This is a genomic window from Pseudomonas fluorescens (genome assembly GCF_012974785.1).
GTDB classification, from domain to species: domain Bacteria; phylum Pseudomonadota; class Gammaproteobacteria; order Pseudomonadales; family Pseudomonadaceae; genus Aquipseudomonas; species Aquipseudomonas fluorescens_BT.
In genome coordinates, this window is record NZ_CP027561.1 from 4,988,460 (window position 1) to 5,012,410 (window position 23,951).

The 23,951-nt window shown below is 61.7% G+C and carries 19 protein-coding genes; 16 read left to right on the plus strand and 3 right to left on the minus strand.

Features of this window, described 5'->3' with window-relative positions; translation table 11 throughout:
* Nucleotides 1-14: 14 nt before the first annotated feature.
* From C6Y56_RS22670 to C6Y56_RS22710, 9 genes are all read left to right on the plus strand, one after another.
* The gene (locus tag C6Y56_RS22670) at nt 15-761 is read left to right on the plus strand and encodes an amino acid ABC transporter permease (RefSeq protein WP_169431716.1); all 747 of its coding nucleotides are present in this window, start codon (nt 15-17) and stop codon (nt 759-761) included.
* On the plus strand, nt 761-1,432 hold the full coding sequence (locus C6Y56_RS22675; protein ID WP_169431717.1) for an amino acid ABC transporter permease: 672 nt from the start codon (nt 761-763) through the stop codon (nt 1,430-1,432). Before C6Y56_RS22670 ends, C6Y56_RS22675 begins: the two co-directional genes overlap by 1 nt.
* Nucleotides 1,429-2,163 carry an amino acid ABC transporter ATP-binding protein gene (locus tag C6Y56_RS22680; RefSeq protein ID WP_007953170.1) on the plus strand — a complete coding sequence of 245 codons (735 nt, stop codon included), beginning with the start codon at nt 1,429-1,431 and terminating at the stop codon, nt 2,161-2,163. Before C6Y56_RS22675 ends, C6Y56_RS22680 begins: the two co-directional genes overlap by 4 nt.
* Nucleotides 2,164-2,339: 176 nt before the next feature.
* On the plus strand, nt 2,340-4,253 hold the full coding sequence (locus C6Y56_RS22685) for a sensor histidine kinase (RefSeq protein ID WP_169431718.1): 1,914 nt from the start codon (nt 2,340-2,342) through the stop codon (nt 4,251-4,253).
* Between the two features lie 44 nt (nt 4,254-4,297).
* Nucleotides 4,298-5,578 (plus strand): sigma-54-dependent transcriptional regulator, encoded by a 1,281-nt coding sequence (locus C6Y56_RS22690; protein WP_249314451.1) that lies wholly within the window; start codon nt 4,298-4,300, stop codon nt 5,576-5,578.
* 20 nt (nt 5,579-5,598) lie between these two features.
* Nucleotides 5,599-5,928, plus strand: coding sequence for a GlpM family protein (locus tag C6Y56_RS22695; RefSeq protein ID WP_169432693.1), 330 nt, complete (start codon nt 5,599-5,601; stop codon nt 5,926-5,928).
* Between the two features lie 121 nt (nt 5,929-6,049).
* A complete protein-coding gene (locus C6Y56_RS22700) occupies nt 6,050-6,970 on the plus strand; it encodes an arginase (RefSeq protein WP_169431720.1) in 921 nt (306 codons plus the stop codon).
* On the plus strand, nt 6,967-7,341 hold the full coding sequence (locus C6Y56_RS22705; protein ID WP_169431721.1) for a transporter: 375 nt from the start codon (nt 6,967-6,969) through the stop codon (nt 7,339-7,341). The genes C6Y56_RS22700 and C6Y56_RS22705 overlap by 4 nt, the downstream gene beginning before the upstream one ends.
* Nucleotides 7,342-7,372: 31 nt before the next feature.
* Nucleotides 7,373-7,756, plus strand: coding sequence for a transporter (locus C6Y56_RS22710; protein WP_432760313.1), 384 nt, complete (start codon nt 7,373-7,375; stop codon nt 7,754-7,756).
* Between the two features lie 45 nt (nt 7,757-7,801).
* On the opposite strand, the gene C6Y56_RS22715 is transcribed toward C6Y56_RS22710, so the two are convergent.
* Together C6Y56_RS22715 and C6Y56_RS22720 are read right to left on the minus strand one after the other, a co-directional pair.
* The gene (locus C6Y56_RS22715) at nt 7,802-8,668 is read right to left on the minus strand and encodes a fatty acid desaturase family protein (protein ID WP_169431723.1); all 867 of its coding nucleotides are present in this window, start codon (nt 8,666-8,668) and stop codon (nt 7,802-7,804) included.
* A 67-nt stretch (nt 8,669-8,735) separates the two neighbouring features.
* The gene (locus tag C6Y56_RS22720; RefSeq protein WP_169431724.1) at nt 8,736-9,497 is read right to left on the minus strand and encodes a MipA/OmpV family protein; all 762 of its coding nucleotides are present in this window, start codon (nt 9,495-9,497) and stop codon (nt 8,736-8,738) included.
* A 218-nt stretch (nt 9,498-9,715) separates the two neighbouring features.
* On the opposite strand from C6Y56_RS22720, the gene C6Y56_RS22725 reads away from it, so the two are divergent.
* From C6Y56_RS22725 to C6Y56_RS22750, 6 genes are read left to right on the plus strand one after another with little or no spacing between them, the layout of a single operon-like run.
* Nucleotides 9,716-10,414 carry an HAD-IB family phosphatase gene (locus tag C6Y56_RS22725; RefSeq protein ID WP_169431725.1) on the plus strand — a complete coding sequence of 233 codons (699 nt, stop codon included), beginning with the start codon at nt 9,716-9,718 and terminating at the stop codon, nt 10,412-10,414.
* Nucleotides 10,407-11,801 carry an aspartate aminotransferase family protein gene (locus tag C6Y56_RS22730; protein ID WP_169431726.1) on the plus strand — a complete coding sequence of 465 codons (1,395 nt, stop codon included), beginning with the start codon at nt 10,407-10,409 and terminating at the stop codon, nt 11,799-11,801. The genes C6Y56_RS22725 and C6Y56_RS22730 overlap by 8 nt, the downstream gene beginning before the upstream one ends.
* A complete protein-coding gene (locus C6Y56_RS22735; protein ID WP_169431727.1) occupies nt 11,798-12,679 on the plus strand; it encodes an alpha/beta hydrolase in 882 nt (293 codons plus the stop codon). Before C6Y56_RS22730 ends, C6Y56_RS22735 begins: the two co-directional genes overlap by 4 nt.
* A gap of 42 nt (nt 12,680-12,721) precedes the next feature.
* Nucleotides 12,722-13,849: a GNAT family N-acetyltransferase gene (locus C6Y56_RS22740; RefSeq protein WP_169431728.1), complete on the plus strand. Its 1,128-nt coding sequence runs from the start codon at nt 12,722-12,724 to the stop codon at nt 13,847-13,849.
* A 6-nt stretch (nt 13,850-13,855) separates the two neighbouring features.
* The gene (locus tag C6Y56_RS22745; protein ID WP_169431729.1) at nt 13,856-15,631 is read left to right on the plus strand and encodes a sensor histidine kinase; all 1,776 of its coding nucleotides are present in this window, start codon (nt 13,856-13,858) and stop codon (nt 15,629-15,631) included.
* Nucleotides 15,621-17,009, plus strand: a complete 1,389-nt coding sequence (locus C6Y56_RS22750) for a sigma-54-dependent transcriptional regulator (protein WP_169431730.1) — start codon at nt 15,621-15,623, stop codon at nt 17,007-17,009. Before C6Y56_RS22745 ends, C6Y56_RS22750 begins: the two co-directional genes overlap by 11 nt.
* 143 nt (nt 17,010-17,152) lie before the next feature.
* On the opposite strand, the gene C6Y56_RS22755 is transcribed toward C6Y56_RS22750, so the two are convergent.
* Entirely contained in the window at nt 17,153-18,187 is a 1,035-nt protein-coding gene (locus C6Y56_RS22755; protein WP_169431731.1) for an alpha/beta fold hydrolase, read from the minus strand.
* A 244-nt stretch (nt 18,188-18,431) separates the two neighbouring features.
* Here C6Y56_RS22755 and C6Y56_RS22760 point away from each other — a divergent pair, with 244 nt between their 5' ends.
* Nucleotides 18,432-23,924, plus strand: a complete 5,493-nt coding sequence (locus C6Y56_RS22760) for a dermonecrotic toxin domain-containing protein (protein WP_249314331.1) — start codon at nt 18,432-18,434, stop codon at nt 23,922-23,924.
* Nucleotides 23,925-23,951: the final 27 nt, after the last annotated feature.

Genomic DNA, 23,951 nt, shown 5'->3' on the forward strand with positions numbered 1-23,951 from the left:
GAGGGGAGACCCTAATGAATTACAACTGGGACTGGGGCGTGTTCTTCAAGTCCACCGGCGTGGGCAGCGAGACCTATCTCGACTGGTTCATCTCCGGCCTGGGCTGGACCATCGCCATCGCCATCGTGGCCTGGATCATCGCCCTGTTGCTGGGCTCGCTGCTGGGCATCATGCGCACCGTGCCGAACCGCATCGTGTCGGGCATCGCGACCTGCTACGTCGAACTGTTCCGCAACGTGCCGCTGCTGGTTCAGCTGTTCATCTGGTACTTCCTGGTACCCGACATGCTGCCGCAGAACCTGCAGGACTGGTACAAACAGGACCTGAACCCGACCACCTCGGCCTACCTGAGCGTTGTCGTGTGCCTGGGCCTGTTCACCGCCGCCCGGGTCTGCGAACAGGTTCGCACCGGTATCCAGGCGCTGCCGCGCGGCCAGGAATCCGCCGCTCGCGCCATGGGTTTCAAGCTGCCGCAGATCTACTGGAACGTGCTGCTGCCCCAGGCCTACCGGATCATCATTCCACCGCTCACCTCGGAATTTTTGAACGTGTTCAAGAACTCCTCCGTGGCGTCCCTGATCGGTCTGATGGAGCTGCTGGCGCAAACCAAACAGACCGCCGAATTCTCGGCCAACCTGTTTGAAGCCTTCACCCTGGCGACCCTGATCTATTTCACCCTGAACATGAGCCTGATGCTGCTGATGCGCATGGTCGAGAAGAAAGTCGCCGTGCCCGGCCTGATCTCCGTGGGGGGTAAATGATGGAATTCGATTTCAGTGGCATCGTTCCGGCCATTCCCGGCCTGTGGAACGGCATGCTGATGACCCTCAAGCTGATGGCGCTGGGCGTGGTCGGCGGGATCATCCTCGGTACCATCCTTGCGTTGTGCCGTCTGTCCCACAGCAAACTGCTGTCGAGCATCGCCGGCGCCTACGTCAACTATTTCCGTTCGATCCCGCTGCTGCTGGTGATCACCTGGTTCTACCTGGCGGTGCCGTTCGTGCTGCGCTGGATCACCGGCGAAGACACCCCGATCGGCGCGTTCACCTCGTGCATCGTGGCGTTCATGATGTTCGAAGCGGCGTATTTCTGCGAAATCGTCCGGGCCGGCGTGCAGTCGATTCCCAAGGGCCAGATGGGTGCGGCGCAGGCACTGGGCATGACCTACGGCCAGATGATGCGCCTGATCATCCTGCCCCAGGCGTTCCGCAAGATGACCCCGCTGCTGCTGCAACAGAGCATCATCCTGTTCCAGGACACCTCGCTGGTCTACACCGTGGGCCTGGTGGACTTCCTCAACGCCTCGCGCGCCAGTGGCGACATCATTGGCCGCTCGAATGAGTTCCTGATCTTCGCAGGTCTCGTGTACTTCACCATCAGCTTTGCCGCCTCGCAGCTGGTCAAGCGTCTGCAAAAAAGGTTCGCCGTATGATCTCTATCAAGAACATCAACAAGTGGTATGGGGACTTCCAGGTGCTGACCGATTGCAGCACCGAGGTCAAGAAGGGTGAAGTGATCGTGGTCTGCGGCCCGTCCGGTTCGGGCAAGTCGACCCTGATCAAGTGCGTCAACGCACTGGAGCCGTTCCAGAAAGGCGACATCGTGGTCGACGGCACATCGATTGCCGATCCGAAGACCAACCTGCCGAAACTGCGCTCGCGCGTCGGCATGGTGTTCCAGCATTTCGAACTGTTCCCGCACCTGACCATCACCGAAAACCTGACCATCGCGCAGATCAAGGTGCTGGGCCGCAGCAAGGAAGAAGCGACCAAAAAAGGCCTGCAACTGCTGGAGCGCGTCGGCCTCTCGGCTCACGCCCACAAGCACCCGGGCCAACTGTCCGGTGGTCAGCAACAGCGTGTGGCGATCGCCCGTGCGCTGGCGATGGACCCGATTGTCATGCTGTTCGACGAACCAACCTCGGCGCTGGACCCGGAAATGGTCAACGAAGTGCTCGACGTAATGGTGCAACTGGCCCACGAAGGCATGACCATGATGTGCGTGACCCACGAAATGGGCTTCGCCCGCAAAGTGGCCGACCGTGTGATCTTCATGGACGCCGGCAAGATCATCGAAGACTGCAAGAAAGAAGAGTTCTTTGGCGACATCAGCCAGCGCTCCGAACGCGCGCAGCATTTCCTCGAGAAAATCCTGCAGCACTAAGCAATACCTTCGCAGGAGCAACTCCAATCCTTTGTGGGAGCGAGCCTGCTCGCGATGAGGCCATTACAGTCAACATTGATGTTGAATGTCAGTCCGCCATCGCGAGCAGGCTCGCTCCCACAAGGGGCCGGCGATAGCCCTCAAGCAAGTGTTGTGGTTGACCCAAGGCATCTGTGATGAAATGCGACCCCAATCTCTATCGCGCAACCACGCCATCACTTGCCGTGAAACCCCGTCTGATCCGCCATTTGTTCCTGCCGCCGCTGGTCATCGTTTTGATGGTCGGGCTGGGTTACGCCGGCTTCTGGACCAGTGAACACTTCGGCATTCGCAGCCTCAGCGAAAACGGCCAGCGTCAACTCGAACTGAACGCCCGGGCCGTCGAAAGCGAAATCAGCAAATACACCTACCTGCCCAGCCTGCTGGAGCTCGAATCGAGCGTTTCACAGCTGCTCGGCGACCCGACTCCGGAACACCGGCAAACGGTCAACGATTACCTTGAAGGCCTGAACCGGCGCAGCCGAAGTCGGGCCATCTATGTCATGGACACTACCGGCCGGGTCATGGCCACCAGCAACTGGCGCGATGTCGACAGCTACCTCGGCGAGGACCTGTCGTTCCGTGCCTACTTTCAGAAAGCGGTACGCGGTCAGCCCGGACGTTTCTACGGGATCGGCAGCACCAATGGCGAACCCGGCTATTACCTGGCCCATGGCCTGGAAGAACACGGCAAGATCATCGGTGTCGCGGTGGTCAAGGTCCGTATGGAGGCCATGGAGGAGCGCTGGCAACGGGCGCGCCTGGAAGCCTTCGTCAGTGACGAGAACGGCATCATCATTCTCTCCAGCGACCCGGCCCGACGCCTGAAATCCGTGGTGCCACTGAGCGACGAGACCAAGGAAAAACTCGCCCGCAGCCTGCAGTACTACTGGTTTCCGCTCAACGAACTGCAACCGCTGGCCCGAGAAACCCTGGCCGAAGGCGTGGAAAAACTCACCTTCCCGGCCAACAGCGAAGTGCCGAGCCAACAGGATGGCGACGAAGAGAACATCAGCTACCTGGCGCAGACCCGGCCATTGAGCGATACACCGTGGAACTTCACCCTGCTCACGCCGTTGCAGGACCTGCGGCGCGAAGCGATCAATCAGGGGATTCTGGTAGCCGTGGCGTTTGCCTTGGTGGCGTTCCTGCTGATTGCCTGGAACGAGCGCCGCAAGGTCATCGCCACCCGCCTCGCCGCCCGGGAAGCCCTGCAGGAAGCCAACAATCAGCTGGAGCGTCGGATTACCGAACGCACCGCCGACCTGCGCGCCAGCAACGAACGGCTCAAGAGTCAGATCCGCGAACGCCGTCAGGCCGAAGAAACCTTGCGCCGGGCCCAGGACGAACTGGTGCAGGCCGGTAAACTCGCAGCCATCGGCCAGATGTCAACCAGCATCGCCCACGAACTGAATCAGCCACTGGCGGCGATGCGCACACTGTCGGGCAATACCGTGCGTTTCCTGGAACGGGGTCAGCTGGATGTCGCCAGTACCAACCTCAAGACCATCAACGACCTGATCGACCGCATGGGCCGGATCACCGCCAGCCTGCGCTCGTTCGCCCGGCGCGGTGACGACAAGGGTCGCGCCAGCCTCGGCAAAGCGGTGGACGCCGCGCTGCAAGTGCTCGGCGCCCGTGTCGAAAAAGCCGCGCTGCAAGTGCATCGTCAGTTCATTGATGTGCAAGTGCAGATCGACCAGACGCGACTGGAACAGATTCTGGTCAACCTGATCGGCAACGCCCTCGACGCCATGCAGGCACAACCGCTGCCGGAGCTGTGGCTGGAAGGCGAAGAATTTGACGGCAAATATCGCCTGCGGGTGCGCGACAACGGTCACGGCATCGACGCCGAAGCGCGCAAGCATCTGTTCGAACCGTTTTTCACCACCAAACCCGGCGAACAGGGCCTGGGCCTCGGCCTGACCCTCTCCGCCAGTCTGGCCGCCGCCACTGGCGGGCATCTGGGTGTCGAGCACCCGGCCGGCGGTGGTACCACTTTCGTCCTCAGTTTACCGTTGGTAAGCCCTACTCCTGCCGAGCCAATATGAACAATGACCTTAGTGTGCTGATTGTCGAAGACGATCCCCATGTGCTGCTCGGCTGCCAGCAGGCACTGACCCTGGAAGACATTCCCTGCATCGGCGTCGGCAGTGCCGAGGAAGCCCTGGAACGGGTCGGCGACAATTTCGCCGGCATCGTCATCAGTGACATCCGCCTGCCCGGCATCGACGGTCTGGAACTGCTGACCCGCCTCAAGCAACGGGACCGCAGCCTGCCGGTGGTTTTGATCACCGGTCACGGCGACATCTCCATGGCCGTCGGCGCGATGCAGAAAGGTGCCTATGACTTCATGGAAAAACCGTTCTCCCCGGAACGGCTGGTGGACGTCGCCCGGCGTGCGCTGGAGCAACGCAGCCTGAACCGCGAAGTCTCGTTCCTGCGCCGGCAACTGGCCGAGCGCGACTCCCTTGAGGGTCGAATCATCGGTCGCTCGCCGGCCATGCAGAACCTGCGCGAGCTGATCGCCAACGTCGCCGACACTTCGGCCAACGTGTTGATCGAAGGCGAAACCGGTACCGGCAAGGAACTGGTCGCCCGTTGCCTGCATGACTTCAGCCGCCGCCACACCAGACAATTCGTCGCGCTGAACTGCGGCGGCCTGCCGGAAAACCTGTTCGAAAGCGAGATCTTCGGCCACGAGGCCAACGCCTTCACCGGCGCCGGCAAGCGGCGGATCGGCAAGATCGAACACGCCGACGGCGGCACGCTGTTCCTCGATGAAGTGGAAAGCATGCCGTTGCCGTTGCAGATCAAGCTGCTGCGGGTGTTGCAGGAACGGACCCTCGAACGCCTCGGCTCGAACCAGAGCGTGGCGGTGGATTGCCGGGTGATCGCGGCCACCAAATCCGACCTCGACGAGTCGAGCAAGGCCGGGGCGTTTCGCAGCGACTTGTACTACCGCCTCAACGTGGTGACGCTGGAACTGCCGCCCCTGCGCGAGCGCCGCGAAGACATCCTGCAACTGTTCGAACACTTCACCCAGCAGTCGGCCCTGCGCTTCGACCGAGCGCTGCCGGAGCTGGACAACCAGACCCTGTCCAGCCTGATGAGCCACGACTGGCCGGGCAACGTGCGCGAATTGCGCAACGTCGCCGAACGTTTCGCCCTCGGTTTGCCGGCGTTCAAGAAGTCAGGCACCAGCAGTGGCGGTCAGGGCCTGGCGTTCGCCGAAGCGGTGGAAGCCTTTGAACGCAACCTGCTCAGCGACGCCCTGCAGCGCAGCGGCGGCAACCTGACCCAGGCCAGTCAGGAACTGGGCATGGCCAAGACCACGCTGTTCGACAAAGTGAAAAAGTACGGCCTGAACCATTAAGCGAGAACGATGTGGATCTGATTTTCAAGGCAACGCTCGGTGCAGCAGTGGTGGTAATTCTTGCCATGCTGGCCAAGACCAGAAACTACTACATCGCAGGACTGGTGCCGCTGTTTCCGACCTTCGCCCTGATCGCCCATTACGTCGTCGGCAAGGGCCGTTCGCTCGACGACCTGAAGACCACCATCGTGTTCGGCATGTGGTCGATCATTCCGTACTTCGTGTACCTGGCGACGCTGTACGTGATGGTTGACCGGATGCGCCTTGAAGCTTCATTGGCCGTGGCGGCTGTCGCGTGGCTGATGGCAGCGACGACACTGGTCAGCGTCTGGATCCGCCTGCACGCCTGAGCTGGCGTCTGGGCGAGGGCCTGGCCCGTCCCTTGCATTTACCCCCGAAAGCCCGCCCGGCCGGCGCTCATGTTCGATGAGGCCGGTGTCTGGGAGGGTCTGCCAAGGGTGAATTGCGACCTTGAACATTTTAGATCTCGACCACAGCCTGACCGGTCAGGCGTCCATCGCACGACTGCTCGACAGCGGCCGTGCCCGGCGCCTGGACCTGCTCGACCTGGGCCCGAAACTTCGGCTCTGGTCCAGCGAACGCACCTTCCGCCGTTTCACCGAACGCCTGCGCGAGCGGCCCCGGCACAGCGGCCCCGCACCGGAAATCTTTTTTGTCGGCTCCGGCGACTATCACCATCTGACGCCGGCCTTCCTGACTGATTTGCCGGAGCCGGTGAGCCTGATCCACTTCGACAACCACCCCGACTGGGTGCACTTCGCGCCCCGCCGGCATTGCGGTTCGTGGGTCAATCAGGCCCTGAAACTGCCGAACATCGAACGTATCGTCACCCTCGGGCCGTGCAGTGACGACCTGCAGAATCCGCAGATCAAGGGTGGCAATCTCGGCGCCCTCAAACGCGGGGTGTTGCAGCTGTTCCCGTGGCAGCACCCGCCGTCGAAAGTCTGGGGCCGGGTTGGTGACGGCGCCGGCCATCAGCAACAGGAAAACCTGCTGCACTGGAACAATCTGGCCGATCAGGACTGGTCGGCGTTTCTCGAGCGGATGATCGCCAGCCTGCCCACCCAGGCGGTGTGGATCACCATCGACAAGGACGTGCTGGCCAGCGAAGACGCCGCGACCAATTGGGATCAGGGCCAGATGCGCCTGAGCCACTTGCTCCAGGCCATCCGCAGCCTGGCCGCCAGCAAGCGCATCATCGGCATCGACATCTGCGGCGAGTTCGCCCGCCCGGCCTTCAGCAACGCGTTCAAACGCTGGGAAGCCAAGTCCGACCAGCCGCCGGCAGAACGCTGGAGCGAGACCGATCTGCTGCGCAATTCGGCGACCAACCAGGCGCTGATCGAGTTGTTCGAGGAGCTGTTCCCATGACTTTCACCGTCATCATGCTGGTAGCGTTTTCCATCGTGCTCGACGTGATCGGCCAGCTCTGTTTCAAGCTCGGCCTGGATCGTCTGCCTGAGCTTGAGGGCGGTTTTCGGCTGGGTGCGTTCTGGGGGCAGGTGTTCAATGCGCCGCTGCTGTGGTGCGGGATCGGCGCCTACGTGATCGAGTTTTTCGTCTGGCTCGAAGCGCTGTCCCGGGCCCCCCTGAGCCTGTTGTTTCCCGCCGCCGCGCTGGCGTATTGCGGCGTGGTGCTGGCCGGCAAGTCGTTCCTCGGCGAAACCGTCAGCCGCCGTCGCTGGCTGGGCACTCTGGTGATTACGGCGGGCGTGATGCTCGTGTGTGTCGGCCATGCCTGATTCTCAACTGATACTCAAAAGGAATGGCTCGATGGATTGGCTTCATGGCCGCCTCGGCACCGTGGTGCTCTGGGCGTTGCTGATCATTCTGGAAAGTGGCGGACAGATCGCGACCAAGATCGGCGGCGATCAACTGGGGCAAATGGACTTCACCCTGCAATGGCTGCTCAGCGTCGCCCAGGCGCCGGGTGTGCTGGTGGCGATTGCCTGCTACATCGGCGCGTTCTTTGTCTGGATGCTGATTCTGCGGCGCAGCAGCCTGTCACTGGCGTTCCCGCTCAGTTCGCTGGTATTCGTCGGGGTGTTGCTGGGGTCGTGGCTGGGGCTGGGCGAACAGATCAGCCTGCTGCACTGGGTGGGCGTGGCCGTGATCATGGGCGGCATTGCGCTGCTGGCCGAGGGCGAGGAAAACTGATGTGAACGGTCGTGGGAGCCCGCGGGCTCCCACATTGGTTACGGTTCAATCCTTGCGATGAGCCACCAGAAATCCGAGGCCATGGGCCACCGGAATATCCTTCACCCCCGCCTCCCGCTGTTGTCCGGCGATCTCCCGGTGAAACGCCTTGACCCGGGTCCAGTGCATTTTCGGCCGGTAGTGATGCTCGGCGTGGTAGCCGTTGTTCATCCACAGCAAGTTATAGAGCGGGCTGTAGGCGCTGACGCCCCAGGCGATGGGCGAATCCGGGTTGCCGCCGAAATGCTCGTAGTAACCGTTGAGCGATGACAGCGCCTGGCCCAGATACCAGAACGGCAGCAACACCAGCACCGCCCGCCAGTCACAGATCGCCAGCCCCAGATAGAACGCCAGCGTCACTCCGATCTCCACTTTGACCCAGCGCGCATCGGCGGGACGTTTGCGCTGCATCTCGTCGTAGATCGGCTTGGGGTCGTCGCGAAAAAAACTCAGGAAGGTGTAGGCCCAGGGATTCTCGGGCTGACCATCCTTGCCGCGCTGATAGATCGACAACGGATCGATGGTCTTGCCATCCGCCCCCGGCCGGTCCGAATTGCCCCGGTGATGACGGTTGTGGATATCGCGGTAGAGGGTCTGGGAAAAACCGATGGTGACCGACAGCAGCAGGTCAAAGGCGCGGTTGAGCCACGCTGGCGTGAAGTAGGCGTTGTGGATCTGGTTGTGGGAAATGCTGTTGATGCTCCATGACAGGCTCACCGCGTAAACCAGCGCCAACGGCACCAGTGCCCACCAGGACAACGCATGAAAGGCCAGGACCAGCCACACCACAAAGGCGAAGTGGGCCAGGCCGAGGACGACGGGAATCAGGTCCCACAACGAATGGGCCAGCAGACGGTAAGCAGGGCGAGCCATGAAGAACATCCTGAAACAATGGGTTCGTCACGGCTGTCTGCAAAGGCCAGACCAGTTCCCCTCGGGCCTATTTGAATTTATAGGCAATCGCCATTTGCACCTCGCCTTGATTGGTATCGCCGACGCCTTTGACGATGCTGCTGTCGGCCGCCGAACCGGTCAGGTGAATCCAGCTCGCACTGGTCAGAAGCGACCATTGCGGGCCCAGAGGAAACTCGAAACTCTGGGTCAGCGCGATGTTCTGCAGACCGCCGCCAGCGTTGTAGGCGCGTATGCCGGACGCCTGGGCTTCCTTGTCGCTGACACCGAAGAAGGTGTTGTTCTGCCGGGCGTTGGCGAAATGTGCAGTCAGATTGCTGCTGCCGATCACGCCGCCGCCCAGTGGATAACCGATCTCGCCACCGACCCGACCGAGTACGCCGCCCTGCCCGCCACCGCCGCCGATGGCTTGGCCAACGGAGGCAAACACCCGCCAGAAGTCGGCCGGTGCGTACTGCACGAAACCACCGGCCTCGGCCATGTCGGGCACGTCGCGCAAACCGCGCAGTTCGCCGTTGGAGGTGCGGCCCGGCAGGTAATTCACATACGGGCCGGCACTGAAGCCGTTGGTCTTCAAGGCGCTCCAGGTCAGGCCGTCATCGGTACTGAGGCTCACGTCGCCCCAGTCCAGATCCAGATACGGTATCGGCCGGGTTTCATAACGGCTGCCACTCGGATCGTGAGGCTGATAACCCAGGCCCACACCGGCCTCCCCGGTAATCCGGTCCGCCATTGCGCTGGCCGAAAAAGCGCTCAGCACCACGAGTAAAAACAGTGTCTTCCTCTTCATGAGTCCATTCCCTTAATTGAACATGCGCGCATCAATCCCCGGATGGCCCCCACTGCGCAAGCACTCATGTTGTTTGTAGCAAGCTACAAAAATTGTAGCTTCGAATTGCCAAAGCACCTGATCGGCCCCGCCGGCAAGGGGCGGGTGGCACTTGGCACAGTCCCTGCTCTACCCCTCGGCAAGCGCACACAACGCGCTCTGACCAATAGGTAATGCAGATGATTGACTGGCATATCGTGTGTGATTTCGACGGGACCATCACCCGCACCGACGTGATCGACAGCATCCTCGAACGCTTCGCCGACCCGAGTTGGGAAACGATCGAAAACCAGTGGCTGGCCGGTGAAATCGGTTCCCGTGAATGCCTCAGCCGCCAGCTCTCGCTGGTCAAGGCCACGCCCGGCCAATTGCTGGAGTTCTTCGACAGCATCGAGATCGATCCGGACTTCCCCGACTTCGTCGACCACGCCATCGGCCTGGGCGCTTCGTTCGAAGTGGTCAGCGACGGCATCGAGCAAGGCATCGCGCGGATCCTGTCGCGCAACTACGTGACCCTGCTGCCGATTCTCGCCAACCGCCTGCGACAGCTCGATCACGAAAGCTGGCGCATCGACTTTCCGCATTCCAGCGACGCCTGCCGCGCAGCGTCCGGCAACTGCAAATGCAAATCCACGCCGGGCAACAAACGGGTGCTGGTGATCGGTGACGGCCAGTCCGACATGTGCGTGTCCTCCACCGCCGACTTCGTCTTCGCCAAGGGGCGCCTCGCCGAGTACTGCGAACGCAACGCGATCCCTTACGCCCGCTTCGACAGCTTCGCCGAACTCCCGGCGCTGCTGGCCCTGCTGCCAAAGGCCAGCGCCGCCAACGCCACCACTTTCAACACAGAAACCCAGGAACTCTTCCACCATGTCTGATATTCGAATCGCTACCCAGGAAGACCAGATTCTTCTGGAAAAAGAAGCCAAGTACTGCTCCTACGGCGACACCGTTCACTACATCGAACCGCCGCGCATTTTCAGCCGCTGCGAAGGCTCCTATGTCTGGGACACCGAAGACCAGGCCTACCTCGACCTGCAAATGTGGTACTCGGCGGTCAACTTCGGTTACGCCAACCCGCGCCTGAACAATGCGCTGAAACAGCAGATCGACACCCTGCCGCAGATCGCCAGCCAATACCTGCACAAAGGCAAGATCGAGCTTTCGGAAATGATCGCCGTGGACGCCAAGAAGAAGTTCGGCCTCGACGGTCGCGTGCACTTCAACGTCGGCGGTTCGCAGTCCATCGAGGACTCGCTCAAAGTCGTGCGTAACGCCAGCAACGGCAAGAGCCTGATGTTCGCCTTCGAGGGCGGTTACCACGGTCGCACCCTCGGCGCCTCGTCGATCACCTCCAGCTACCGCTATCGCCGCCGCTACGGCCACTTCGGCGAACGCGCCAACTTCATTCCGTTCCCGTATCACTTCCGCGGCCCGAAAGGCATGACCAAGGAAGAATACGGCAGCCACTGCGTGCAGCAGTTCGCCCGTCTGTTCGAGACTGAGTACAACGGCGTCTGGGACCCGAAAGTCGGCCAGAGTGAATACGCCGCGTTCTACGTCGAGCCGATCCAGGGCACCGGCGGCTACGTGATTCCACCGATGAACTTCTACAGCGAACTCAAGCATGTGCTGGACCAGCACGGCATCCTGATGGTGGTCGACGAAATCCAGATGGGCTTCTATCGCACCGGCAAGCTGTGGTCGATCGAGCACTTCGACGTCAAACCGGACGTGATCGTTTTCGGCAAGGCACTGACCAACGGCCTCAACCCGCTGGGCGGCATCTGGGCCAAGGAAGAACTGATCAACCCGAAAGTCTTCCCGCCAGGTTCGACCCACTCGACCTTCGCCTCCAACCCGCTGGGTACCGCCGTGGGTCTGGAAATGTTCAAGATGACCAGCGAAGTCGACTACGGCGCGATGGTCATGGCCAAGGGCAAATACTTCCTCGAAGGCCTGCAGGACCTGCAGAAACGCTACCCGATCATCGGTGACGTCGATGGCCTGGGCCTGGCCCTGCGCTGCGAGATCTGCGCCCCGGACGGTTTCACCCCGGACAAGGCCACCCTGGACTTCATGGTCGAGGAAGGCATGAAGGGCGACATCGAGATCGACGGTCGCAAACTGGGCCTGATCCTCGATGTGGGCGGTTACTACAAGAACGTGATCACCCTCGCGCCATCGCTGGAAATCAGCTACCCGGAAATCGACCTGGGCATCGCCCTGCTCGACCGTCTGCTGGCCCGGGCGATGAAACGATGAACGCGGCCGGGATCGATCTGGGCGAAGGCGACGCCGGTTTCGTTCTCGGCACAGGGGAGGTCGCGGTGTTGTTGATCCACGGCCTCACCGGCACCCCGACGGAGTTGCGTCGGGTCGCCGTGGGACTGGCCAAGGCCGGTTGCACGGTGTATGTGCCGACCCTGGCCGGGCACTGCGGCGGCAATGCCGACCTGCAGGCCACCGGCTGGCGCGACTGGTACGAAGGCGTGCGCAAAACCTTCGTCGGCATTCGTCGCCAGCACAGCAAGGTGTTCGTCGGCGGTCTGTCGATGGGGGCGGTGATGTCGATGTACGTGGCGTCCGAGCATCCGGGCCAGGTGGCCGGCTTGCTGATGTATTCCACGACGCTCAAGTACGACGGCTGGAGTATCAACAAACTGGCGTTCCTCACACCGTTGCTGATGAAAATCCCGTTCGGCGTGCACATCTGCAAGTTCGAAGAGAAACCGCCCTACGGCATCAAGAACGAGCGCCTGCGAGCCATCGTCGAACGGCAGATGAAGGAAGGCCACAGTAGCGAGGCCGGCCTGTTGACCATGGAGGGGGTAACCGTGCGCGAACTGCACCGGATGAACGCCGTGGTACGCAAGCGCATGCCTTCGATCACCGTCCCGGCACTGGTACTGCATTCCATCGAGGATGACATCACCAGCCGCTGGAATGCCGACTACGTGGAACGCAAGCTCGGCGGTGAAGTGGTGAAGATCCTGCTGGACGACTGTTATCACATGATCACCGTCGACCTGCAGTACCGGCGCGTCGTTGAACTGAGCGTGCAGTTCATCAACAACCACCGCACCGACCTTGCGCTATCCGCTCACTCCCTGCCAACCGAGGAATACCGGCAACGAGCGTGAAGCGACTGCAAAACGACATGCCATGCCGGTTAAGGAAACGACGTGATCACGGCCCAAGCCTTTTCAACCATCGAAGCGATTGATCGCGACGCGTGGAATGCCTGCTTTCCCGAGGAGCTCGAAGACTGGGCCTACTATCGTGCCGTTGAACAGGCCGGCATCGACGGCTTTCACTGGCGCTATCTGGCGCTGTTTGAAAACGACCGGCTGATTGCGGCAGTCGTGGCCTTCACCACGGCTTATTCGCTCGACACCACGCTGCAGGGCACCGGCAAACGTTTGAGCCAATGGCTGCGCAGTTGCTGGCCGGGGCTGTTCGACATTCGCCTGTACGCCCTCGGTTCGCCAGTGGCGGAGCAGTGCCACGTCGGCACCCATCCGTCTATCGATCCGGCACGCTTGCCGGAACTGTTCGCACGTCTGCTGAACCTGGCCCGTCAGGATGCGGACCAGGCCGGGGTCGGCCTGCTGGCCGTCAAGGACGCTTCCCACCGCAATCCACAATGGCTCCAGGCCTGCCGCGAGGCCGGTTTGCAAAGCATGCCGGGATTGCCCGGTGCCGAGCTGCCGATCAAATTCGCCTCGGTCGACGCCTACCTCGGCACCCTGGGCAAATCCACCCGCAAGGACCTGCGCCGGACCCTGCGCGGCTCAGGCCCGCGAATTGAATGGCGACGTTCGGTGGACGACCTGCTGCCGACCATGATGCGGCTTTATGAAGCGACATTGGCGCGCAGCGACCTGGCCTTCGAATGCCTGCCGGCGGCCTATTTTCGGCAAGTGCTGGAACACCTCGACGAACGTGCCGCCTGCGTCCTGTACTGGGTCGGCGATGAGCTGGTCGCATTCAATCTGGTGCTGCTGGACGAACAGCGGCTGGTGGACAAGTTTTTCGCCCATGATCTGGCCCGGACCCGCGAGCACAAACTGTACATGCGCAGTTGGCTGGCCAATGTCGGCTACTGTATTGAGCACCGGATTCCGATCTACGCGTGCGGTCAGGCCGGTTATGCCAGTAAGCTGCGCCTGGGTTGTTCGTTCATCGGCAACACGGTGTTTTTCCGCCATCGCCACCCCGTACTCAATCACCTGCTGCGGCTGGTCAAGATTTTCATCCGTCCGGATCGAACCGATCCGGCCATGGCGACCGCGATAAGCGAACAACAATAAGCGAGCATGATGAGCAAAGACCGACACGCCACCGCCCGACCCTTCGCCCTTTCCGGCTGGAGCCTGCAACGCAAACTGGTGCTGGCGTTCTGGCTGGTCAGCGTGATTCCGACCATGATCGCCGCGGAACTGGCGGCCACCACCCTGTCGCAGATTTTCGACAGCAACGTGCGAATCTGGCTGCAGGAGTCGACCAAGATCGTCGAGGACGAGATCCGCGAGATCGTGCGCGACAATGCCCGCGCCGCGCAGTTGTTCCTGCGCTACACCCGTCCGCCAACGGACCGCCAGTCGGCCCGGCGCGACAAGCTCACCTCCGACATCGCCGACTCCATGGGCATCGATGTGGTCGCGCTGGTGCGCAACAGCGATCACAAAGTGGTATTCAGCACCGCCGCCGATGACATCGTGCGGCAGATCAGCACCGCGCCCAAAGCCGTGCTGCAGACCCTGCAGGTCGGTGGTGTGGCGACCGGCGCCGTGGTGTCGACCTTCGAGAGCGATCAGGACGGCACCGACTATAAACTGATCGTGGTGACCTACCTCGACAACAGCTTCCTCACCAGCGTCGCCGACGTACATTCCCTGGACCTGCGTCTGTACCTGGCCAGAGACGCCGATTTCTCCGAGATCTTTTCCACTCAGCGCTTTGAAGATCACCCGGTAATCGTTCCGGAAAACATCGAACAGCAACTGCGCAACACCAAGCAACCGATCGAGCAGTCGACCAAGCGCTACAGCGGCATCTACCGACCGATTCTCAACGAAAACGGCGAGCTGCAAGGTGTGGTGTTCAGCGGCCTGCTGCGCCACACCACGCTGGTCGGGCTGGTCAACCAGAGCAATCTGTTCATCCTGATCTTCATCCTCAGTTCGGCGGCTTCGCTGGCGGTGGGATGGCTGGTATCGGAGCGCATGACCAAACCGTTGCGCGGCCTGGCCAAAGGCGTGCAAGCGGTGATCGCCGGGGATTACCGTCAGCGCCTGCCGGTCACCGGCGGCGATGAGCTGGCGGAGCTGAGCAGCATCTTCAACCACATGAGCGAACGTCTCGGCGAGTTGCAGCACCTGGAGTCGCAACTGAGGCGCCGCGACCGCCTGCACGCGCTGGGCGAAGTGGCGATGGGCCTGGCCCATGAAATCCGCAACCCGCTGGGCATCATCAAGACAGCCACGCAATTGCTGCACCGACGTGCCGACCTGCCGGAGACCGACAAGCGTCATCTGGAATATGTGGTCAGTGAAGTCAGCCGTATCAACGACCTCATCACTGAATTTCTCGACTTCGCCAAACCCAGTGCGCCGCTGCGTTCGACCCAACTGGCGCGGCCACTGGTGGATGAGCTGGTGGGTTTCTGCGCCCCGGAGCTTTCCAGCCACAACATCGATGTGCAGATCGACGACCGCGCGCCGGGTGCCACCGTGTATGCCGATGCGCGGCAACTCAAACAGGCGGGCCTGAACCTGATCGTCAACGCCATCGACGCCATGCCCGAGGGCGGCCGCCTGACCCTGGGCATCGCCAGCGACGAGCACAATACGGTCATCAGCATCAGCGACACGGGCCAGGGCATCGAAGCGGACATGCTTGAACGGATCTTCACACCGTTCGTCACCACCAAGGCATCCGGCACCGGGCTCGGTCTGGCCAAAGTCTTCTCGATCATGGAAAACCATGACGGACGCATCGAATGCGTCAGCGAAAAAGATGCCGGAGCCACCTTCAGCCTGTACATTCCGGCCAACGGTGAAGATTTCGACGAGGACAGCGATGACGCATAACGTACTGGTGGTGGACGACGAGCCCAAGCTCTGCGACCTGCTGGCATCGGCCTTGAGTCAGAACGACATTGCGGTGTTCACCGCCGGCAACGGCCTGCATGCGCTCAAGGTGCTGGAATCCGAGGACATCGATCTGGTGATCAGCGACTGGCGCATGCCCGGCATGGACGGCCCGCAACTGCTGGCGGAAATCAAGAACCGCTTCCCGCAGTTGCCGGTCATCGTCATGACCGCCTACAGCACGGTGAAAAATGCCGTGCAGTCGATGCGCAACGGCGCCTTCGATTACATCGCCAAACCGTTCGACATCGATGAGCTGGACATCACCGTCAGCAAGGCCCTTCAGTTTCGCGACATCCTCAAAGACAACCTGCGCATGCGCGCCGAACTCGACGAACACCAGCAGATCGACAGTCTGGTGGGCGACAGTCCGAGCTTTCGCCGGGTCTTGAGCGCGATCGATTCGGTGCGCGAAAGCAACGCCACCATTCTGCTGACCGGCGAAAGCGGCACCGGCAAGGAAATGGTCGCCCGGGCCATCCACAAGCATGGCAATCGCGCGGACAAACCGTTTGTCGCGGTCAACTGCGCAGCGATCCCGGAAGGGCTGCTGGAAAGTGAAATGTTCGGCCACCGCAAAGGTGCGTTCACCGGTGCGGTATCGGACCGGGTCGGGCGCTTCCAGCAGGCGGACAAGGGCACGCTGTTTCTCGATGAAATCGGCGAAATGCCGCTGGCGCTGCAAGCGAAAATCCTCCGCGCCTTGCAGGAACGCATCATCGAACCGGTCGGCGATCCGCGCGAGCGCAAGGTCGATGTGCGGGTCATCGCCGCGACCAACAAGAACCTGCTGGACGCGGTGGCCAACAAGGAGTTTCGCGAAGACCTGTATTACCGCCTCAACGTGTTCCCGATTCCGTTGCCGGCCTTGCGTGAGCGGGTCGAAGACATCGCCCCGCTGGCCCGGCATTTCGCCCACACCCTGGGCACCGCGGCGGGCAAACGCTTCAGCGGTTTCAGCGCCGAGGCATTGCAGGCGATGACTCGCTATTCGTGGCCGGGAAACATTCGTGAGCTGCAGAACTGCGTCGAACGCGCCACCATCGTCGCCTCCGGCACAGTGATCGAAGAGCACGACCTGCCGGCCTATCTGTTTGCCTCACAGCCGACCGAGCCCGGCGCTCTGGTCGCCGAAGGCAGCGTGCCGGCCGACCTTGAAGCGGCACTGGCAGAGGTGGAAAAAGCCTACATCCTCGCCGCCCTGGCGCAGAGCAACGGTGTGCAGGCTGCGGCGGCGCAGTTGATCGGGATTTCCGAGCGCAGCTTCTGGTATCGCCTGAAAAAACTGGGGATTCACGTGGACAAGATCGTCCGCTGAGCAGGATTCCCGGGCCGAGCCCGGGAATCTTCACGGCCTCGATTCACCGTGCCGCCCTTCGCCTCGCTCATGATCTGCCGGGACCGCCCCGACAAAGGTATCCACCGGCTGCCCGGTGGTCAAAGACCTGCACGATACACCCGCTAGAGCAGGTTGCGCTCGCCCACCGGTTCGATCTGCGCCCAGTGCGAAGTGTCTTCACGGTGTTGCTGCAAATACGGCAACACCGCCGCCAGCAACGGCGCCTTGAACGCCTCCTGGAAGCGATGGGCCAGGCCCGGGATCAGCTTCAACTGGCTGCCACGAATGTGCGCTGCCAGGTGTACGCCGTGCATCACCGGCAGCAGCGGGTCGGCCGTGCCGTGTACCACCAGGGTCGGCACCCGCAATTGATTGAGCAATGCCACCCTGCTCGGTTCGGCAAGGATCGCCATGATCTGGCGCTTCACGCCTTCGGGATTGAACGCCCGGTCATAGGACACCGCCGCCTGATGCAACAGCACCTGACGATCATCGGTAACCATCGGGCTGCCCAGCGCCGCCAACAGATCCGCCTGTTGCTCCAGCGCCACTTCGCGGTTGGGTGCGCCACGGCGCGACAACAATTGCACCAGTGCGGCGCTCGGTGCCGGCAAGCCTTCGGCACCGGAACTGGTCATGATCAGCGTCAGACTCTCGACCCGCTGCGGTGCCATCGCCGCCAGGTGCTGGGCAATCATCCCGCCCATGCTCGCGCCGAGCACGTGGAATTGCTCGACGTGCAACGCGTCCATCAGGCCCAGTGCATCGTCGGCCATGTCGGTCAGGCTGTAAGGTGCCGCCACCGGCAGGCCGAGTTTGTAGCGCAGCACTTCAAACGTCAGGTTGGCCTCGGCCGGTGCCTGGCGCCAGGTCGAAAGACCCACGTCGCGGTTGTCATAGCGGATCACCCGAAAGCCCTGCTGACAGAGGGCGACCACCACTTCGTCCGGCCAGTGGATCAACTGCCCGCCCAGTCCCATCACCAACAGCAATGCCGGATCCGACGCACGGCCGATGCTCTGGTACGCCAGGCTCACCTGCGCCAGATCGACCCGTTCGGTCGGTACATTGACGTCGCAACGCGACGCCGCATAGGACGCCTGCCCGAAAAAAACCGCGGCCAACAACGCCGCGATTGCAAAAATTCCCTTGAACATGAAAAACACCGAAACGCAGAACCCCAGTAGAGCGCGAGTCTGATGAAGTTTGTTCAAGCGCGCTGCCACAGTTCGATGACAGTTTGATGAAGAGTGCCGAGTGGTCGGTTGATCCCGATAAACATGCACCACCCTCCGTCTGACCATTGCTCTTGAATAGCTCATGAATGAGCGGATCCGCCGCTCTCTGCCTGAGCCTGTCGTCATGGTCGAACGATCCTTTTTAGAAAGTCCCCCTCCCCCGTTGTACACGCTGCCCGGCTTCGCCAGCCTGCCCGTCTCTATCGATGAAAGCCTGCTGCAAGGCGCGGCAGTCCGGCGGCGAGCCTGCAGCGAAGGACTGCGCCAACTGTGCGCCGGCGTTCCCTCGGTTCGCGATACCCTTGACCGGTTGCTCCACGAGAAACTGGGTCTGAACGGCCAGCAGTGCGGTTTGCTTTTTCACCCGACAAATGGGCATGCACAGCGATTTGTCAGCCTCACGGCGGCCTTTGCCTTTGTCGTTCAGCATCCGCGACTGGAGGAATGGCTCGACAACCGATGCCGATTGACCGGTATGAACAACGCCCATGCACTGTCGGCACTCACCCCGTCGCAACTGCTCGCACAAATCAAAACCCTCGAACCGGCATTGGCGCTTGATGAGCGTTGGCAGGCTTACTGGAGATCCCGCGCCCCGGGCACGCCTCTGTCCCGTCGGGACCAGGCCGACCGCTTGTACCGCGGGCATATCGAGGCGTCCGCGCAAATGGCCTTTGCCCGGCGCACGGTAACGGCTCAACAGCTGGAACCCCTGTGGTCGCTGATGGACGGGACGCCAACGCGCAGCGGTTCAGACGATACTCTGCGCATCGAACTGCCGACCCTGCGACTGCACAACGGCGTGCGGGTAAAACCGGCGGCTGCCTGGGTCATCAGCCGCGCAGACGACGCCGCTCACTTGCTGTACGCGCCCGGCCAGGCGGATGCGATCCAGGCCTTCGCCCGACGCAGTGACGTGCAGACTCGGCTGGCGCTGCGGCCCTACGTGCCCGCCGGACTGCCGGTCGAGAACCTCCAGATCGAATATGTCCCCGCCGGCCGCTCACTGACGCTGGTCTTCAATGAGTGGCTGTCGCAGCAGCAAATGGCGCAAATCACCGCCCTGCGCAACGGATCGGACGGCAAACGCGGCCTGGCTGAACATGGCCCCCGTTCGCTGGACGTTGCCGAGCGAATCGACCGACAGCGCAGCCTCGCCATCTTCAGCGCGCCTCCCGGCCTGGACAGCCCTGTCCCGACGCAGGAGAACGAAGACGAACCATCACTGTTCGGCGACCTGCATGCCGATGTTTCCAGGTCCCTGCGACAGGCTGCCGTCAAGCGTGAATGCGATGCACTGGAATCAGTGCCTGACGGTGAAGCCCTGCAATCGTTCAGAGCGCTGCAAACGACGCAGGAAAACGCCGAACAAGCCGCCGACCTCGCGGCTAGGGCGTTGCTCTACCGCGAGCGAACACTGGACGTCACCACGTTCAATCGGCAGTTTACCGCGCTGCACAACGCTCACAGGCAAGGGCTGCTTGCCGAAGCGCAGATGCAACGGGCCCTGAATCAGATCAGCGTTGAAGAACACCGTCTGCTCACATCAATGCTGGGTACACCCGACAGCGCCGATGCCGATTTCGTAGCGCTCAGCCTCAAGCTGTCACTGACCGAGTCCGTGGAAAACAAAACCCTGGTCAACCATCAAGAGATCAATGGCCCATTCGTGCTGATGCGCAGGCAACCCCGGCCAGTCTCCACACAAAGTCTGCTGCTCTACTGGCCCGGCAGCGGCGGTGGCCTGCAACGGTTCGCCGATCTTCAGGCCCTTGAACAGCAACTGTTCAAACTGCACGCCAGCACAGGCAGTCAGGTGCTGGAGTTGATACCTATTCCAGGCGATCCGCTGCACTACGCGTTGAATCAGTTGACCGGCGAATTCGAAACCCGGGCAGCCACGATTCGCCAACGCTACAGCGAGCCGTTACAGGCCCGACACCGTGCAGATGATTTGGAACACCTGCGCAACCAGACGCTTGCCCTTCTACAAGTGCCGATCCACGCAGCCCGACGCCAGGCCCTGGCCTTTCGAATGGATCAGCAACGCAGCGCCATCCTCGCCACCCAAATGCCTGACTGGCTGCGCGACCTGCCAGACACCGAACGCAACCCCCTCAAGGATTTGATCCAGGCCTGGATCGGTGCGATGAACCGGAGTCACGAATTGCTGACCGTCACATTGCCGCCTCGCGAGGATTTCACCCGCCAGCGTCTGCATGAACGGCTGCGCCGGGACTTTTCCCTCAAAGGGTATTTTTCGGTGCATCTGAACCTGCCGGATTCGGTGGCACTGCAGAAGCAGACATTCAACGCGCCCGGCGCTCCCGGCACCCCTCAGAAGCTGGTGCCGGTACCCAGCGCAACTCGCAACAGCCTGTCGCTGGAGGCCTTGGCGCAACTCAACATCGACAACACAGCGTCGATGAATCTGGAACCTCTGCTGATGCGTCTTCGCTTCATGCAGGTTGAAGTCAGTGCCAGCGACGACCGCGACCACTCGGCGCTGATTGCAGGGATCACCCTTCCCTACCTGCGCAGGCTGCTGCCGGAACTGGACCTGCCCAAGGCCTACGAGCAACTGATCTACTCCACCTTCAAAGGCACGCCCGACGAGCCACCCTACCGACGCGAATATCGTCGGGAATGCCTGCTCGAACCCTGGCGCCTGATGCTCAGGCTGCAAGGTCGATGCGCGTGGTTGCAGCATCAGATCGACACGCCTGCGCTGCACATCCTCGACACAGCCATCGATGCCGACACCGACGAAGCCTGGAACAACGGTGACCGACGCATTGTATTGCGCCCGGCGATCCTGGCCGCCGGTGGCACGGACACACCGGGCGAAGGGCCCGCTACGCTGTCCGGGGTGACGTTTATCGAGGAACAGGCAGGCGGCACCACGTTGCTGTACCTGCCGGATGCTCCCGACGGCCGATTCCTGCGTGTTTACGACAGCCTCGAAGCGGCTCGCAAGGATCTGTTCCAGCGCTGTAGCCAGGACACGATGATCCGCTATCTGGCCGGCCGCGCCGTGCAGGGCAGCGTTCGCGCCCACGAAAACCGTATCGCCCTGGCCGTGGAAAGACGCTTTGACGGCATGATCGGCGTCGGGCTGAAGTGGCCGTCCACCACGTCACTTGCCGCACACCTGCTGGACGCTCATATGGGCCGCCTGATCGAGGCCCATCGTGGTACATCGCGCTCGAATGAAGCGCTGTATCTGGAGCGCTACGCCCTCAATGGTCCCCGGGTATTCAACTACCTGAAAATGGCCTTGGGGCTGGTACCTTTCGTCGGCACGGCGCTCGCGCTGTATGACGCCTGGAGTGCCGCCAACCAGGCGGTCGCGGCGTTTCTGCGGGGCAAGGTCGGCGATGGACTGACCGAGATCGAATCACTGTTGCTATGCCTGATCGACGCCGCCATCGATCTTGTGCCCGGCGCTGGTGCGGCGCTCAAGGCCCGTTCGGCGACCCGCACCCGCCTGCTTCGGAACCTGGCGACCGACTCCGCTGCACTGACGCTGAGAAATCAACACCAGGCGCGGCGCATCGTCGAACGGTTCGCCGGTTACGAATATGAGTCGCCCCTCTCGCTGGCCGGTCTGCAACCGGTCGACAGTGGCCTATGGCGAAACATCTACCGGCATGCCGACGGGGATTTCATCGTCCGCCAGGGCCGGATCTACCAGGTCGAATGGAGTCATGACTCTCGCAACTGGCGTCTGAGCGGCACCGCCCGGAAAACCTATAAGCAACCCATCGCTCTGGACGAGGCTGGTGAGTGGGACACCTGGTTCGGTGTCTACGGCACCACGTTCGAGGGCGGTGGCCTCGGGGGTGGCAGCGTGCTGGGGCACATGGCCGATGCCCTCGACCCGGTCTGGCCGCAGGCGATACGTAACCGCCTGCCACGCTGGTGGATCGATCGCACTTATCGATTGCACCATCGACTGACCCTCGAATGTGACAGCTTGAGCTCTCGTATCGATGCTCAGGTTCGACGAAGTGATGTGGTGATCAACACCCACTACGAGCACCCCGATAACCTGCTGTTCAGAATGGCGGCAGAAAAATGCTGTCGAGATGACATTGCATTGGCCACCCGGCAATTTCAGACAGTGGCCGAACTGCGCGCCCTTTCTCACGGCAACAAACTGCGTGCGCTGCTGGAGATACAGAGCCACGACGCCACACTGATCACCGACCGCCTCAAACACCGGGCGCTGATCACCAATCATCGCATCCGCAAGAAACTGGATGAGCTCGATGCACGGCACGACGTCCTCGATGCGTTACCTGCGGACTCGATCGAGGAACGATTGAGACAACTACAGGACATGCACCGGATTCGTCTCGAAATCATCGCCGCTATCGAGGACGTCGAAGGACTGATGAGCGATCTCAATCGTTGGTTCAGCCTCGTCACCGCTCGAACGGACAGGGCCAAACTGGGGCCGATGATCACTGACATGAACAGTCGCATGACCGATTTCAATCTGGGATACATCAAGACTTCGCAGCGCCTGGAAACGGTCAAGAACTTCGAAAACACCGGCGAAGTGTCCTGGCGATATCTGCAGGAAAGGGCCTGGCAATTGCGTGTCGACATGGACCGGGCGCTCTTTACGCAGTTCAGCCTGTCGGAGGTCAGCGCCACGCGGGCACAGCGCATGCAGATTCTGACGGAATGTCTCGACACCTATGCAAGATATGGCCGGGAAATGAACCAATGGACCGCCAGTTACCCGCAGTACTTTCACATGGAGGAGTTCGAACCGTTGATGGCCGGCGTGGAGGTCATGGCCGAGCAGGCCAGAAAGGCCATCGACCATCCGGTGCCCCCGCGTACTGGCGGGCAAGGCAACAAGAAGATCTTTCGCACCGAAGACGATCAGTGGCTGATCGGTGTGGAGAACTGGGAACTCAGAACCCGCAAGCGGCAATTCGTCCTGAACCACGGCAAGGCCGGGGAGGAAGTCTGGGAACAGACGGGCAATGGCCGGTATCGCCTGCTGACGGTGCAGCCGTCGCAACCGGTTGCGACCCGCCATCTCCCGTCGCTGCTGACCGATGCCCGCAAGCGGCTTGATGGACAACCGGCCTATCAAGCAAAAGTGCAGACCTATGCCGAACGCGACATGCTCCCGGTGGATCTGGAACACATGATGATCAGCGAGGCCGATGACTTGTCGCGCCGCGCCAGAGATATCGAAGCCCTGTCCGCCGAGCATCCGGTGATCGAAGAACTGGACACCATGGCTGCCCGATTGCGCACTCAAGGACGGCAAATGCGCACCCGGCAGACTCTTGCAAGCCGAAAACCCACCGATGGCATGCTCGAAGACCTGCTTCGGCAAAATGCCGTGGAGGTCCGCAAGATTGCGCTGATGAAGCAACTGCGCAATCGCGCCGACGGCCGGCCAGACTACCTGCAGGAATACGAAATTCGCGATTTGAGCATCCAGCCGCCCCGTCTGTTGTGGTATGCACACTTTCACTACAGCAAGGCCAGGCCCCGGTTCGGTGAGTTCGAAAAAGCCCATCTGAAACTGCCGGAGCACCGTGGCAAAACCCATGCTGACGATCAAACGTTGCCGTACGCCGACATCGGCAAGCGGTCGCCAGTGCTGCCCTGGTTCGAAGCGCTTTGAAACGACACAGGGAGCGATTCACCGCTC

What these genes read in the sequence shown, in the direction of transcription:
- C6Y56_RS22670 (WP_169431716.1), top strand. Translation starts at nt 15, where the DNA reads ATGAATTACAACTGGGACTGGGGCGTGTTCTTCAAGTCCACCGGCGTG.
- C6Y56_RS22725 (WP_169431725.1), top strand. Translation starts at nt 9,716, where the DNA reads ATGATTGACTGGCATATCGTGTGTGATTTCGACGGGACCATCACCCGC.
- C6Y56_RS22680 (WP_007953170.1), top strand. Translation starts at nt 1,429, where the DNA reads ATGATCTCTATCAAGAACATCAACAAGTGGTATGGGGACTTCCAGGTG.
- C6Y56_RS22685 (WP_169431718.1), top strand. Translation starts at nt 2,340, where the DNA reads ATGAAATGCGACCCCAATCTCTATCGCGCAACCACGCCATCACTTGCC.
- C6Y56_RS22755 (WP_169431731.1), bottom strand. Translation starts at nt 18,187, where the DNA reads ATGTTCAAGGGAATTTTTGCAATCGCGGCGTTGTTGGCCGCGGTTTTT.
- C6Y56_RS22730 (WP_169431726.1), top strand. Translation starts at nt 10,407, where the DNA reads ATGTCTGATATTCGAATCGCTACCCAGGAAGACCAGATTCTTCTGGAA.
- C6Y56_RS22745 (WP_169431729.1), top strand. Translation starts at nt 13,856, where the DNA reads ATGATGAGCAAAGACCGACACGCCACCGCCCGACCCTTCGCCCTTTCC.
- C6Y56_RS22715 (WP_169431723.1), bottom strand. Translation starts at nt 8,668, where the DNA reads ATGGCTCGCCCTGCTTACCGTCTGCTGGCCCATTCGTTGTGGGACCTG.
- C6Y56_RS22720 (WP_169431724.1), bottom strand. Translation starts at nt 9,497, where the DNA reads ATGAAGAGGAAGACACTGTTTTTACTCGTGGTGCTGAGCGCTTTTTCG.
- C6Y56_RS22710 (WP_432760313.1), top strand. Translation starts at nt 7,373, where the DNA reads ATGGATTGGCTTCATGGCCGCCTCGGCACCGTGGTGCTCTGGGCGTTG.
- C6Y56_RS22705 (WP_169431721.1), top strand. Translation starts at nt 6,967, where the DNA reads ATGACTTTCACCGTCATCATGCTGGTAGCGTTTTCCATCGTGCTCGAC.
- C6Y56_RS22750 (WP_169431730.1), top strand. Translation starts at nt 15,621, where the DNA reads ATGACGCATAACGTACTGGTGGTGGACGACGAGCCCAAGCTCTGCGAC.
- C6Y56_RS22735 (WP_169431727.1), top strand. Translation starts at nt 11,798, where the DNA reads ATGAACGCGGCCGGGATCGATCTGGGCGAAGGCGACGCCGGTTTCGTT.
- C6Y56_RS22675 (WP_169431717.1), top strand. Translation starts at nt 761, where the DNA reads ATGGAATTCGATTTCAGTGGCATCGTTCCGGCCATTCCCGGCCTGTGG.